General features: G+C 52.1%; 14 protein-coding genes. 9 read left to right on the top strand and 5 right to left on the bottom strand.

Annotation, left to right across the window (positions count from 1 at the left end; all coding sequences use genetic code 11):
• Positions 1–5: 5 nt before the first annotated feature.
• A complete protein-coding gene (locus tag PYW49_RS02540; RefSeq protein WP_320385555.1) occupies positions 6–608 on the top strand; it encodes a LysE family translocator in 603 nt (200 codons plus the stop codon).
• On the opposite strand, the gene PYW49_RS02535 is transcribed toward PYW49_RS02540, so the two are convergent.
• Complete coding sequence (locus tag PYW49_RS02535; RefSeq protein ID WP_320385554.1) at positions 603–1496, bottom strand: LysR family transcriptional regulator; 894 nt, start codon at positions 1494–1496, stop codon at positions 603–605. The two genes, PYW49_RS02540 and PYW49_RS02535, sit on opposite strands and share 6 nt — an antisense overlap.
• Before the next feature lie 214 nt (positions 1497–1710).
• Here PYW49_RS02535 and PYW49_RS02530 point away from each other — a divergent pair, with 214 nt between their 5' ends.
• From PYW49_RS02530 to PYW49_RS02510, 5 genes are read left to right on the top strand one after another with little or no spacing between them, the layout of a single operon-like run.
• The gene (locus tag PYW49_RS02530) at positions 1711–2517 is read left to right on the top strand and encodes a MipA/OmpV family protein (protein ID WP_320385553.1); all 807 of its coding nucleotides are present in this window, start codon (positions 1711–1713) and stop codon (positions 2515–2517) included.
• A 9-nt stretch (positions 2518–2526) separates the two neighbouring features.
• Positions 2527–3642, top strand: coding sequence for a serine hydrolase domain-containing protein (locus tag PYW49_RS02525; protein ID WP_320385552.1), 1116 nt, complete (start codon positions 2527–2529; stop codon positions 3640–3642).
• On the top strand, positions 3629–3976 hold the full coding sequence (locus PYW49_RS02520; protein ID WP_134350224.1) for a hypothetical protein: 348 nt from the start codon (positions 3629–3631) through the stop codon (positions 3974–3976). The genes PYW49_RS02525 and PYW49_RS02520 overlap by 14 nt, the downstream gene beginning before the upstream one ends.
• Positions 3977–4001: 25 nt before the next feature.
• Entirely contained in the window at positions 4002–4535 is a 534-nt protein-coding gene (locus tag PYW49_RS02515) for a DUF2975 domain-containing protein (RefSeq protein ID WP_320385551.1), read from the top strand.
• Positions 4536–4537: 2 nt separating this feature from the next.
• Positions 4538–4753 (top strand): helix-turn-helix domain-containing protein, encoded by a 216-nt coding sequence (locus PYW49_RS02510; protein ID WP_024908393.1) that lies wholly within the window; start codon positions 4538–4540, stop codon positions 4751–4753.
• On the opposite strand, the gene PYW49_RS02505 is transcribed toward PYW49_RS02510, so the two are convergent.
• The gene (locus PYW49_RS02505) at positions 4708–5670 is read right to left on the bottom strand and encodes a LysR family transcriptional regulator (RefSeq protein ID WP_320385550.1); all 963 of its coding nucleotides are present in this window, start codon (positions 5668–5670) and stop codon (positions 4708–4710) included. The genes PYW49_RS02510 and PYW49_RS02505 overlap by 46 nt on opposite strands.
• A gap of 89 nt (positions 5671–5759) precedes the next feature.
• On the opposite strand from PYW49_RS02505, the gene PYW49_RS02500 reads away from it, so the two are divergent.
• Together PYW49_RS02500 and PYW49_RS02495 are read left to right on the top strand one after the other, a co-directional pair.
• On the top strand, positions 5760–6236 hold the full coding sequence (locus PYW49_RS02500; RefSeq protein ID WP_320385549.1) for a GNAT family N-acetyltransferase: 477 nt from the start codon (positions 5760–5762) through the stop codon (positions 6234–6236).
• 119 nt (positions 6237–6355) lie between these two features.
• A complete protein-coding gene (locus PYW49_RS02495) occupies positions 6356–6628 on the top strand; it encodes a DUF883 family protein (RefSeq protein WP_047348589.1) in 273 nt (90 codons plus the stop codon).
• A gap of 29 nt (positions 6629–6657) precedes the next feature.
• Here the strand turns inward: PYW49_RS02495 and PYW49_RS02490 are convergent, their stop codons facing one another.
• Entirely contained in the window at positions 6658–8121 is a 1464-nt protein-coding gene (locus PYW49_RS02490) for an EAL domain-containing protein (RefSeq protein ID WP_320385548.1), read from the bottom strand.
• Between the two features lie 276 nt (positions 8122–8397).
• Here PYW49_RS02490 and PYW49_RS02485 point away from each other — a divergent pair, with 276 nt between their 5' ends.
• Positions 8398–9282, top strand: coding sequence for a MarR family transcriptional regulator (locus PYW49_RS02485; RefSeq protein WP_320385547.1), 885 nt, complete (start codon positions 8398–8400; stop codon positions 9280–9282).
• Between the two features lie 35 nt (positions 9283–9317).
• On the opposite strand, the gene PYW49_RS02480 is transcribed toward PYW49_RS02485, so the two are convergent.
• Positions 9318–10493, bottom strand: coding sequence for an HlyD family type I secretion periplasmic adaptor subunit (locus tag PYW49_RS02480; protein WP_320385546.1), 1176 nt, complete (start codon positions 10491–10493; stop codon positions 9318–9320).
• On the bottom strand, positions 10490–12670 hold the full coding sequence (locus PYW49_RS02475; RefSeq protein ID WP_320385545.1) for a type I secretion system permease/ATPase: 2181 nt from the start codon (positions 12668–12670) through the stop codon (positions 10490–10492). Before PYW49_RS02475 ends, PYW49_RS02480 begins: the two co-directional genes overlap by 4 nt.
• Positions 12671–12709 lie beyond the last annotated feature (39 nt).

Below are 12709 nucleotides of genomic sequence, written 5' to 3'. Positions count from 1 at the left end.
ATAAAATGTTATTAGTTTTTTCGATGTTTATATTTTCACTGACGCTTTCTTTTTCACCTGGCCCCGTTAATATGGTGATTATATCGTCAGGAGCCGTTAATGGTTTTAGAAAGACATTCTCATTTGTATCAGGTGCAACAACGGGGTTTACGTTATTACTTTTCTTAGTGTGTTTCGGGTTTTACGCCGCAATCGAAAGACATCCTCTGTTCTTTCAGTATCTCAATATTGCAGGTTCATTATTTATCATGTACCTGGGCTATAAGATAGCGGCATCCCGGCCAGATATGTCATTATCAAAAACAGATTCACCCGGTTTCATTCAGGGTTTCTTAATGCAATGGGTCAACCCAAAAGCATGGACCGCGTGCGCCTCGGGGGCAGCTATGTTTTCTGAACCCTCAAACCCTGCGACAGTACTCGTCTTTATAATCATCTATTTTTTAGTGTGCTATCTGTCACTTTCTGCATGGGCGCTGCTGGGAGAAAAGGTATCGGTGCTACTCAGGAGCACGCAACGTATCCGTACGTTTAACGTATTGATGGGCGGGCTGTTGCTTATTACGGCGTGTTACATGCTCTCTTTACAGTTCTTAAGCCATTCATAACGTGTGAAACTCAACTGAGTTATACATATCATTAATCAATTTGTAGGCAATACTGCTGGTCGAAATATTTGAAGGCCATACGGCATAGACTTTCAGCGGCTCTAATGACCAACCAGGGAGTAAAGCCTGCATTTCTCCGCGCTTAACGTCCTCTTCGCTTAAATAGCGAGGAGGTGCCGCGAGGCCAATTTGCTGCTTTGCGAGGGAATAGGCGGCTTCGACATTATCAACATACACGGTAGGTGTATACGTTACGACGGCAACTTCCCCATTTTCATGCCGGAATTCCCGCTTATTCTGCCTCATATTGAGTCCAATCCACGGCAGCTGCGCTAAGTCATCAGGATGTTTAATTGGGGGATAATGGCTGAGCAAATCCCGGGAGGCAACTAACTGCCGGGGCAGCACAAAAAGATGCCGCGCTTTAAGTGAGCTGTCCGGAAGTTCGCCGATTCGAAATGCAACATCAATACCGTCAGCAATAATATCTCTGCGCGTATCGCTGTAAGAAATGTTCAGTAAAATACCCGGGTGTTTTTTTATAAAAGTGGCCAGATGACGAGTAAACGCGCTGTTCAGAAATACGGCTGGAATAGAAATATGCAGCTTATTCGCCGTTGAAATCGAACGCTGCTTAAATTCAATAACCCCCTGCTCATACAGCGCCAGCATCGATTTGGCCGTTTCCAGCAAATTAACGCCGTCGTGAGTGAGAGACAGTTTACGGGTGTTTCTGTACAGCAGCGCGCAGCCAAGATTTTTTTCAAGCTTAGATAAATGCGTGCTTGCCGTTGCTGTCGTAAGCCCTAAAGCCTCTGCCCCGCCTGAAATGGATCCTGCCTCAGCAATCTTTGCAAACACTATCAGATAACGGATGTCATCAATCATTTATCGTCCTGTTACAACGGCGTTCCTGCGAACCATTAATTCAATCATAGGGTTACGATAGCCGATTTTCCTCCCCGGTCGCATCTCTTTTTAACGAGAGCACTTGCGTCCCCCTACCAAATTTAGTGTAAAACAATAAATGTTTATTGTTAAACGATAAACACCAGGCTAGCCTGCACACACTTCAACGTACCTTTGCCAGGAGAGGCATCGAATGAACAGAAGTCTGCTGTATGGCGTTTCGCTCGCGGGGATGGCGCTTTGCGCCCCTTTACACAGTGCGGAGCTGTCCGGTTATGCGGGTCTGGGTGCCGCGGTCAGTCCCGTTTATTCGGGATCGCGGCACTCCGCGCCCGGGCCGCTACTTAAAGGCGGTCTGAGCCTGAAGAGTGAAGACTGGGGGCAATGGGATCTCTCCACGGAGGGACTGGTCTGGACGTTTCAACCCGAGTCCCCGTTTGCCGTGAGTTTGCTGCTGGCCTCAGATGAGGGGCGAAAAGAGATAATTAATTACCCCTTCTCCGCCAGAAAAGATCGTGACCTGCAGGGAATGGGCGATCTGTCCGACATGCTGATGGCGGGCGGGGAGCTGCGTTATCAACGTGGGGACTGGGGGCTCTGGCTGCGCGCATTAAGCGCAACGCAAACACACCGGTACGGTGGCGAGACGCAGCCCCTGGCGAGGACCGTGAACGGCGGCGTAAAGACTATCCTCTGGCGCGGGCAGCACGTCGAATTTTCGGTCGCTGGTGATATCACCTGGGCGAACAGCGGCTATCAGCAGCGCCACTATGGGGTCACCGTTAGCCAGTCTCAGCGCACTGATTTTGAGGCGTATTCCCCTTCATCGGGTTTACAGGAAGGAGGAGTCGATAGCGAACTGGTCTGGCACATCAGTGAAAACCTGGCGGCTGGAGTCGCTGGTCGCGCGGCCTGTCTGCTCGATGAAGCGGCTAAGAGCCCGCTGGTAAAAAGCAGAATGCAGTACACCCTCTCATCAATGATCCAATATCAATTCTGAGGCGCAACCATGAGCAAACAATATGTGCGCAGCCGTACGCGATTGTTAGCCGCAGGAACGGTTTTTATGTCGCTGATTGCCGCAGGCATCTACCTGCAGCCGGGATTCAGTAAACCCTCTCCACGCCTGGCGGGAGATGCAACGGTCGTCTCGTTCTTAACGCCCCTCCTCAGCGGCGCGCGAGGCAGCGTTGCCGCCGCCGTCATCACCCCGAAAGGCGTGCAGTACGCCCTGTGGGACAGTGATTTCACAAAACAGTATGAAATCGCCAGCCTGACCAAAACCATGACCGGCAGCCTGCTGATTGAGGCGCAGCGACGCGGTGAAGTGACCCCGCAAACCCGCGTCGGCGAACTCATCCCGGAGATAGCAGGCCCGGCGAGCGATATTACCCTTGCGCAGCTGGCATCGCACCGCTCCGGTCTGCCGCCGCTGGCAACGTCGTTACTCCAGAAAATTCAGGTACTTAAAACCATCATCCTGCGTGACAATTTCTGGAGCTTCAGGGAGAAGACGTTAATAGAGATGGTGAATAAAGCCAGCCTCGAACGCCCCGCCGGATTTGACTACTCTAACACCGGCTACGCGCTGCTGGGACTGGCGCTGGCACGCGCAGCGCATCAACCCTTTACCCAGCTTCTGCAAACGCGGCTTTTCGCCCAGGCGCACATGACAGATTCCCTCGTCGCCGGCGATTCAACACCTGCCTCGCCCGCGTTCAGCCAGGGTAGTACCGCATCAGGTTTCAGCGAAGCGCCGTGGATAATGCACGCATTTGCGCCTGCCGGTGGCGTGCGTTCGACCATTGTCGATATGGCCAATTATGCTCAGTCGCTGCTGTCCGGAGAGCTCGCCGGGAGCGACGCGATGACGCCGCAGTTTCCGACTGACGACCCCGATTCACGCGTGGGCTATGGCTGGTTCACCACGCGCATTAAGGGGCGTGATATCACCTGGCATGATGGTGAGTCGTCGGGGTTCGCAGCCGCTATCGCCTTCGACCGACAGCGACAAAGCGCCGTGGTGATCCTCTCCGACACCGCGTGGCCGGTGATTGTCCCGGCAATACGACTGTTATTAACGCAGCCAGATAATGCAGCAGAGGTACATCATGAACTGGATTGATATCCTCTGGGCGATACTGACCTTTGCCTCGGCTCTGCTGTTTGTGTGCGGAACGTGGGCCGCGCATTATAAGCTTCGGCTGGTCAACACGATGCTGACCGTCGGAATTATTCTGTATTGCATGGAAATGATGCAGACAATTACCCATCTGAGCAGTTCGGGTTACTTATTCAGAATGCTTACCTGGGTCATTCAGGCGTCATATCTTGCCGTTAGCGTGTATCACGCGTGGTCAAAACCCTGGATGAAACACGGTGCTAACTCTCTGAACGGCGTCAAGATTGCTATCGCGCTGATGCTTATGTCATGCTTGAGCATGCTGGTCTTAAAATAATATGAAATATTCAGGAAGGTTTAACGTGAACGGTGCGAGGAATAAACTCAGTCTGGTGCTCATTGCAGGGTTGCTACCGCTATTTCTCATCCTGGTATTAATCGTCCCCCTGTGGATCTATTTCACCGGTGAGTCGCTTTTTATTTCCACTATGCTTACGTTCGCCGAGGTTAAGAATGACACTCTGCAAATAACGACGGTGTCGCCGCTTCGCCAGCTACTCTTGCTGGCGATCCTTTATCTTCCTGCCGGTCTTTTTGCCTTTGCTATCTGGCAGGGAATGAGCGTCACGCGTCAGGTGCGTCAAAAACAGATCCTCTCCCGACCACTGGCAAACAGCGTGCGTAAGATTGCCATCGCAATGCTAAGCCTTGGCATCGCGCTGCCGATGTCTCGCTTTTTGATCCCGCTGACGATCGCGTGGCCGGGACATTACTACCAGGTCACCCTTTTGCTGGGGGATTTTGTACTGTTATTAACAGGCAGCTTGCTGCTGGTGACGTTTCACTCCCTGGTCGAAGGGATCAAAGCGGAAGAAGAAAATAAGGAGTTCATCTGATTATGGCTGTTGTGGTTCATCTGGACAAAATGCTGGTAGAGAAGAAAATGACGTCCAGAGCGCTGGCAGCCTTTGTGGGGATCACGGAGCAAAACCTGTCGCTGCTCAAGTCCGGAAAGGTGAAAGGGATACGTTTTGATACGCTGGCCAAAATTTGCGAGGCGCTGCAGTGTCAACCCGGCGATATCCTCTCCTGGGAGCCGGACAGCCCGGAATGAAGTCCTTGCGCCAGCGTTTGCAGCTCCTCTTTAAGCCAGCGGGTCGCGCCCCGCTGGCCGCTGCGTTTATGCGAGTAAATTTTCACTTCAAACCTGCGTATCGGGAACGGTAACGCAAATATCCTCAGATCCGCTGCCGCAGTCAGTTTCTCAGCGGCATACCTGGGGATGGCCATCAGCAGGTCACTTTCCGCTACGATAAACGGTGCGCTGAGCATCGATGGCGTTTTGATCGCGATTTGCCGGGTATAGCCCAGTTGTTCGAGCCGCACATCCAGAACGCCCTGCTTTTCATTCCACGGCGTTACCACCAGGTGCCGGGCCGCGAGATAATCTTTCAGCGTCAGCCGCGTCCGGTTTGCGTTGCTGATGACCACATATTCATCTTCAAACCAGCCGATCTCTTCCAGTTCTGGATGGCGAAAATCATCCGGCGTGCTGAAACCCAGCGCCAGATCCACCTCGCCCGCCAGCAGTTCCGTCAGCGCCGGGCTGTGCGGCAGGTAGCGCAATTCAAAACGTAAACCCGGGGCAGCAAGCTGCAGCTTGTGCATCAGGGCCGGAAAAATGCAAAGCGCGGTAAAATCCGTAATCGCAATCTGTAAGCTCTCCGTACTGCTGGCCGCGTCAAACTCCGGCTGCGGGGTCAGCTCATGATTAAGAAACGACAGTGCGGAAGCAATGGAAGGCGCAAGCTGAGAGGCATACACGCTGGGGGACATGCGATGCCCTTCCCGAAAAAATAGCGGGTCATTCAGGGTGGCGCGCAAACGCGACAGCGCATGGCTGAGCGCCGATGTGCTCATCGCCAGCTCATCAGCGGCCAGCCTAACGGAACGGTGGCGGTAAATCGCGTCGAAAACGGGCAGCAGGTTTAAATCAAGCCGCCTTAGTGCCGGATGCATAATATTCATCATTTGTTGATTTCATTGCACTTAATTCTTCGAACAATACTCCGTATGCTTAACGCCATCAATCGAAACACACGCTAAAAACAGGAACAACAATGAGCATCACCATTCGTCAGGCACGTCCCGAAGATGCGGCGGCCATTTACGCCATGATTTATGAACTGGCGGTGTATGAAAAAGCGCCGGAAGAAGTGGTTACCACGCCGGAGGAGATCCGCCAAACGCTCTTTGGCGCAGGCACTAAAACCGAAGCGTTGATCGCGGAGTTTGCAGGCAAGACTGCTGGCTATGCCGTGTTCTTCACCAGCTATTCTACCTGGCTCGGACGCAACGGGATTTATATGGAAGACCTGTACATATCCCCGGAGTATCGCGGTAAAGGCGCGGGCAGAGCGCTGCTGAAACATATCGCGCAGCTCGCGGTAACGCGGCAGTGCGGACGCCTTGAATGGAGCGTGCTCGACTGGAACCAGCCCGCCATCGACTTTTACCTGAGCATTGGCGCGCTGCCGCAGTCCGAATGGGTTCGCTATCGTCTTGATGGCGAAGCGCTGCTGAAATTTGCCGAATAACGGGTTAGCGGCATAGAGATATATCCGAAAACCACCGTATCGGATGCCGAAATTAGCCTTTCATCTCTCATGTCGGCAAAGAGCGGCTATCCTTTAATTATCAACAAAAGGAGGCAAAAATGTCTGATTTCGGTACTGATAAAAACACCCAGTTTGCTGAAGACAAAGCAAAAAATAAACTTGATGAACTTGCAGGCTCAGCGCAGCAGCAGTTTGGTGAATTCGTTGATTCACCGAAGCACCAGGTCAAAGGCGCGGCTAAAAAATATGCCGCACAGGCCAGCGATGCCGTTTCCGACGTCACTGAAGCTGTCAGAAATAACCCCCTCACCGGCCTCGTCGCAGCGGGTGCGGTCGGTATTGTTCTCGGCCTGTTGCTGGGTCGAAAATAATAAAAGGCCCTTCGGGGCTTTATTTTTTCTTAACTAAACAACCTGACCATGCGGTCTAACTCTTCCTCTTTTACAGCACGCGATAAATAATACCCCTGAAAGTTTTTGACGCCCAGCGCGACTAATTTCTCAAACTTTTCTTCACTATCAACCCCCTCCGCAATACAGTCCGTACCGGTCATGTCGCTATAAAGCTGTATCGCTTTAATCAAGTTATAGTCATTGTCGTTTGCCACAAAATGCTCAACGATGTCCCGATCCAGCTTGAGTCCATCAAAATGCACCTGCCGCACCGGGAACATGGTTTGATGATTAGAGAAACAGTCATCCAGAAACAATCGACACCCCGTATTACGTAACTGCCGCATGGTTTCAGGGATCCTTTTGTCCTTGGTCACGTCAATATCTTCTGCAAACTCAAAGACCAGCTTTTCGGCCCATTGCGGTTTAAGCAGCATACCGATAGCTTTCCTGGCCATATCAGGTAATGCATTCCCTGAGGCCAGCACAGGTGGAATATTCACTGAAAAATAGTATTTCCCATTATATTTATTAATCCCCGAAACGGCGGCATGAATGACTAACGCCGTTATTTTTAACCATATCTCGTGATTTGAGATATCTGTAAGGAAACTGGCTGGCTTGACAATTTTACCGTTTTTATCCCAACGAATCAGTATTTCAAAACCTACACCTTTCTTGTCACGATCGGTAATAATCTGATAGGAAGGGAAGATCTCTTTTTTAAGTAGCGCATTTAATATTTCTGTTTCCTTATCCGTGAACTCTGTCTTTTGACACTGATGTTTAATACCCCCTTCGGCTTTAAAATTATGCGGATCGTGTAGCCATTGTTTAATCAAGCGTAATTTCATCACGCCTTCCTTGCGGTGAGTATAAACCGTTTTATTAGAAAGCCCCATTACGTCACACATTTCTTTTACGGACATGCCGCGGTAGAAACTTAATAAAACGTCAATCTCTCTTTTTGTTAGCCACTTTACGTTTTCTTGCGAAGAATTATCCCTGCAGCGATCGCGTAATAAGTACGAACGATCCTTAAAATCGTTATGTTGCGTATGAGAACAGGTTATGACATCTGAAACGCGGGCAATACGAATCAATGATAATTGATAGCTATTATTTAAAAGACTGCCCAGGGTGCGATACAACCAGCCATCCGGAATGTCACCGTACAGGGTGACGCATCGAATAACGGGAAGAGTATTGAGCACGGATGCCAGCCGCTTCAGGGTTTCCAGTAGATTGACGATACCTTTTCCGAGAAACACCACAATATGAGATCTTTGATTTATAAGGATATTTTCCATATCCTGTTGGGATACCTCATCCCCCTCAAAGTGAATATGCGAGGCCTGTATTCCGTACTTGCTAAGGATCTCACGATATCCCAGGAATGTGAACGCGCAGGCTGAAACGACAAATTTTTGTTCATCGCACGCCCCATTTCTCAGAGAAATTTTGTGGGTCATAACCTGCTCCTGGGCACTGAAGCGCCATTTCCATTTGTGAATGCGTAAAATTTAACGCACCCGTTATAAACATTAATTTTACAGTACAGCCTCAGGCTAAGAAATAGTTATCAGCCGAATTCACAGGAACATCTTTGCGTTAATCACCGACGTTTAAATATACTTTTCTTTGCAAATACCCACGGCAAACACCTCATTCTCAGGGTATAATGTGAGTTCCGAAAAAGAAGACTAAACACTTCATCTATCGGCTCATTTAAATACGAGAAAAATGCTATGGATAATCACGTCTCATCCAGGGCCTTGCTACATCGAAGGGATGTTATAAAGAACAATCCGCGATTCGGTGAGGCAATATTAGAGCACTACACAATTAATGACACCATCTACAAAAAACAACCTCTTTTCTACAAAACAATGCTACAGGAATCACGATTTAACATTATCCTCTCCATGTGTTGTTTTATTTTTGGAAATCAGGCCGAGTCAGTATCAGAGATTAAAGCGTTATGTTCTCGCTATAAGATAGCCAGCCCCAACAGCGTTATTGCTATCATTACGATACTCAGAACCACAGGACGCATCAAGACCTGGCGGTGCACGGAAGACAGACGCAAAACAAAAATCGCACCAACCGAAAAAGGTTTGAATGAACTAAAGCGATATATGTCTGGCGCATTTCTGCCGGTCAGCATTCTTTATCCTAAATTTAATATCAATGTTAACTTACTGGATAATGATGCATTGAGAAATAACTTTTTCCGCCGTGCGGCTGAGTATCTTTTTCGGGGATTAACGTTCAGAAAGGTTTTGCCAGAAGTGGGATTATTTATCGATAAGGATGGCGGCCGCATGATTATGCTTTATATTTATCTGCAGGCCATGAAAAACAAATCGGCTAACGGTGCAGTCATTGCGTATTCAGCCAACTCGCTCGCAAAAGAATTTTTTGTTTCACGCATTCACGTCAACCGAATTATCAAAATGGCACAGGAGGCGGGTTATCTGAAAGATCGCGGTGATGGTCGGATGTCGGTATACCCGGCATTTCTCGAACTGGTCGAAAATTATGCCGGGTTATATTTTGCATACGTCACGCATTACATCAATGTTGTACCTAAAGAGCGACGCCACGCTCATAACGTAACGCCAACGGCATAATCCAGCAGGCGTTCGGTGTCCCGAACGCCATTCATCTATCGTTCCCGCAGCGCCTCTTTTGCCTTGTTCAGCGGCTTCAACAGATAATCCAGAATAGTTTTGCTGCCGGTTTTAATATCCACAGTGGCAATCATGCCCGGAAAAACCGGAAATTCCTGACCTTGCTTATTGGTCAGATGGTTACTGTCGGTACGAATATAGACGCGATAGTAGTAGACATCCCTTTTCACCTCATCCTGCAGGGTGTCTGGCGAAATCATGGTCACTTCCCCTTCCAGCCCGCCGTAAATGGAGTAGTCATAGGCCGTAATTTTCACCAGCGCTTTCTGGCCAGGATGAATAAACGCCACATCGCGCGGCGAGATTTTCGCTTCGACCACCATCTGATCGTCAAGCGGGACCAGGCTCATCAGCTTGCCGTTCGGCGGGATAACGCCTCCCACGGTCGTGACGTCAATATCCTTCACGATCCCGCGAACCGGGGCATTGAAGGTCAGCCGGGTCAGGGAGTCCTCACGCCCTTTCATCACCGAACGCTGGGCTTCAATCTCCGCATTGGCTTTCGCCAGCTCTTCACGGGCGCGAACGTAATACTGGTTTTTCATCTCGGTGATTTTATTCTCAAGCTCATTTTTTTGACGCTCAAGACGTAACACCTCAACCTTGCTGGCCGCCCCCTGGGTCACCAGCGGACGGGTTAACGACAGCTCGCGCTGCACCAGCTCTGCGCCCTGACGTAAACCGGCCAGCCCTTTTTCGAGGCTTTCACGACGGGACTGATAGAGCGCCGTTTCCTGTTTGACCAGCTCAACGTCGTCATCCAGCTCATCCGGAAACGCGAGTTCCGAGTCGTTCACCTCGGCCTTCAGGCGCGCTGCCGTTGCCAGCGCCGCTTTCAGGCGAGACGCACTCTCCAGCACGCTCGACTCGGTTTTTGTCCGGTCAAGCTGCGCAAGCTGCTGGCCGCGTTCAACAATGTCGCCTTCCCGCACCATCAGGCTGTGGATAATGCCGCCTTCCAGGGACTGAATGACCTGCTCATGAGAAGACGGTATTACCTTGCCGCTGCCGGTCGTCACTTCATCAAGATGGAACAGGCTTGCCCAGGCGATAAACACCGCCAGCAGGGCGAAGAGCGACCATGCCACCAGTGACGAGCGCGGCAGGCGGGGCTCCTTCAGTCGGCTATTGAAACGAGACAAATCATTCATGCCGCGCCCTCCTCGGCAACCGCCGCCGGCTTCATGGTCACCGTGCGCTGTGCGCCTTTCTGCGGCGCCATACCGTGCTGATGCAGGATCGCATCGCGCGGGCCGTCCATCACTACCTTGCCGTTTTCCAGCACAATGATACGGTCGACCAAATCCAGAATCGGCAGGCGATGCGTCGCCACGACCAGCGTCCGGCGCTTGCTCAGCCAGGTGTGAAGATGTTGAATAAACTGCTTCTCACTCATTTCGTCCAGCCAGGCGGTAGGTTCGTCCAGCAGCAGGATATTCGGGGAGGTAATCAGCGCGCGCGCCAGCAGCAGCGCCTGACGCTGACCGCCCGACAGGCCCGTTCCGCCCTCGTTGATGATGGTGTTCAGCCCCATTTTCTGCTTGCGCACAAACTCCAGCGCGCCGCTGTTGACCAGCGCCTGATGAATTTCATCATCTGTCGCCAGCGGGTTCCCCATCAGGATGTTGTCCCGCACTGAGCCAAAGAACAGCCGGGCCTGCTGGCTGAGCAGCTGCATGTCGCGACGCACGTCGGCCGGGTCCAGATGATTGAGGGCAATACCGTCCAGCAGGATGCTGCCCTGCTGCGGCTCCTGCATGCCCGCCAGAAGCTGTAGCAGCGTGCTTTTACCGGAGCCATTACGCCCAAGCACCGCCACGCGCTCTCCGGCGCGGATCTGCAGCTTGCTGATGTTGAGCACGGTGAGTTTCTCTTCCTCGTCGTAATAAAACCCGACGTCCTCAAGGTTATAGTCGCCACGCAGGTGGGCTTTGTGCACCTTTTTGCCGTGCTGCGGATCGTCAATCGGACGCTGCATCAGGTCGTCCAGCCCCTTGCGGGCCACTTTTGCCGACTGCCAGCGCGAGAGCACGCCTGAGATCTGCGACAGCGGCGAGATAGTGCGCGATGCCAGAATCGAGGTCCCTACCAGCGCACCGGTGGTCATGTCACCGCTGATGACCAGGTAACAGCCGACCAGCAGTACCACCGCATATACGATTGACTGCACCTCCTGCGTCCACGTGAGCAGCAGGCCCGTCAGCCAGCGCTGCTTCATGCCGACGCTGGCGGCGACGTCGTTGGTGTTATTCCACTGGTTCTGGAAACGCTGCTCGGCACGCATCAGCTTGATGTCTTCAATGCCCTGCACCGCCTCCACCAGCGTGGCGTTACGAATAGCGGATTCACGCATCCCTTCGCTGGAGAGTTTCCCCAGCGGGCGCTGCACCAGCAGGCCGGGGATGAGCAGCAGCGGCACGGCAAGCAGGACCACCAGCACCAGCGGACCGCCAATCATCCACAGAATAAAGACGAACAGCAGGAAAAACGGCAGATCGGAGATAGCCGCAATGGTGGTGGAGGTGATCAGCTCGCGCACCGACTCCAGCTCGCGGATCTGCGCGATAAACGATCCGGTTGATTTGGAGCGTGCGCCATTTTTGATCCGCAACGCGTGGGCAAAAACGCGTTCGGAGATGCGCAGGTCGGCGCGTTTCCCCACCACGTCAGAAATATGCACGCGCAGCATGCGCATGATGAATTCAAACACGATGGCAATCATCACGCCGCCAAACAGCACCCACAGCGTGGCTTCCGACTGCGACGGTACAACCCTGTCGTACACCTGCATGGAGAAGACCATGCCTGAAAGCGCCAGCACGTTGGCAACCAGCGCCACCAGCATAATGTCGCTATAGCGTCGCCAGTCCTTCAGCGCCAGCTGCCAGAACCAGTTTTTCTCATACGGTTTAATGTAGTCATCCACGCGGGCATCCGGCGTGGACTCGAGCGGACGCAGCACCATTAGCTCCTTTAGCCGTGGCCCAAGTTCTTCACGCGTCAGCGTCGTCTCCAGCCCCGCATCGCCGCTAAACTGCAGGCTGACGTTGCCTTCGCTATCCATGCGGTTAATGACCGCGATTTGTCCGCCGGTGAATTCCGCCAGCAGCGGCAGGCGCCACGGATCGAGGGATACCGCTTCAGCCGCCACCATACGCAACCCCAGCCCAAGCTGACGCGCCATCTCCTCCAGCACCAGCTGGCGTGGAGACTGGCTTTCATGGTTAACCGTGACCCGAACATGCTCCGCTGAGAAATCCAGCCGATAGTGTTTCGCGATGATAAGCATGCCCTGCAGCCAGGGTTCGTACTGTGGATGTGTCTTCATAATCTCCGGGTTAACGCAATTCGTGTAAAAGAAACGCCA

Origin of the sequence: Enterobacter chinensis, assembly GCF_034008295.1 — a bacterium.
GTDB lineage: Bacteria > Pseudomonadota > Gammaproteobacteria > Enterobacterales > Enterobacteriaceae > Enterobacter > Enterobacter chinensis.
This window is presented reverse-complemented; position numbering and strand designations above follow the sequence as displayed.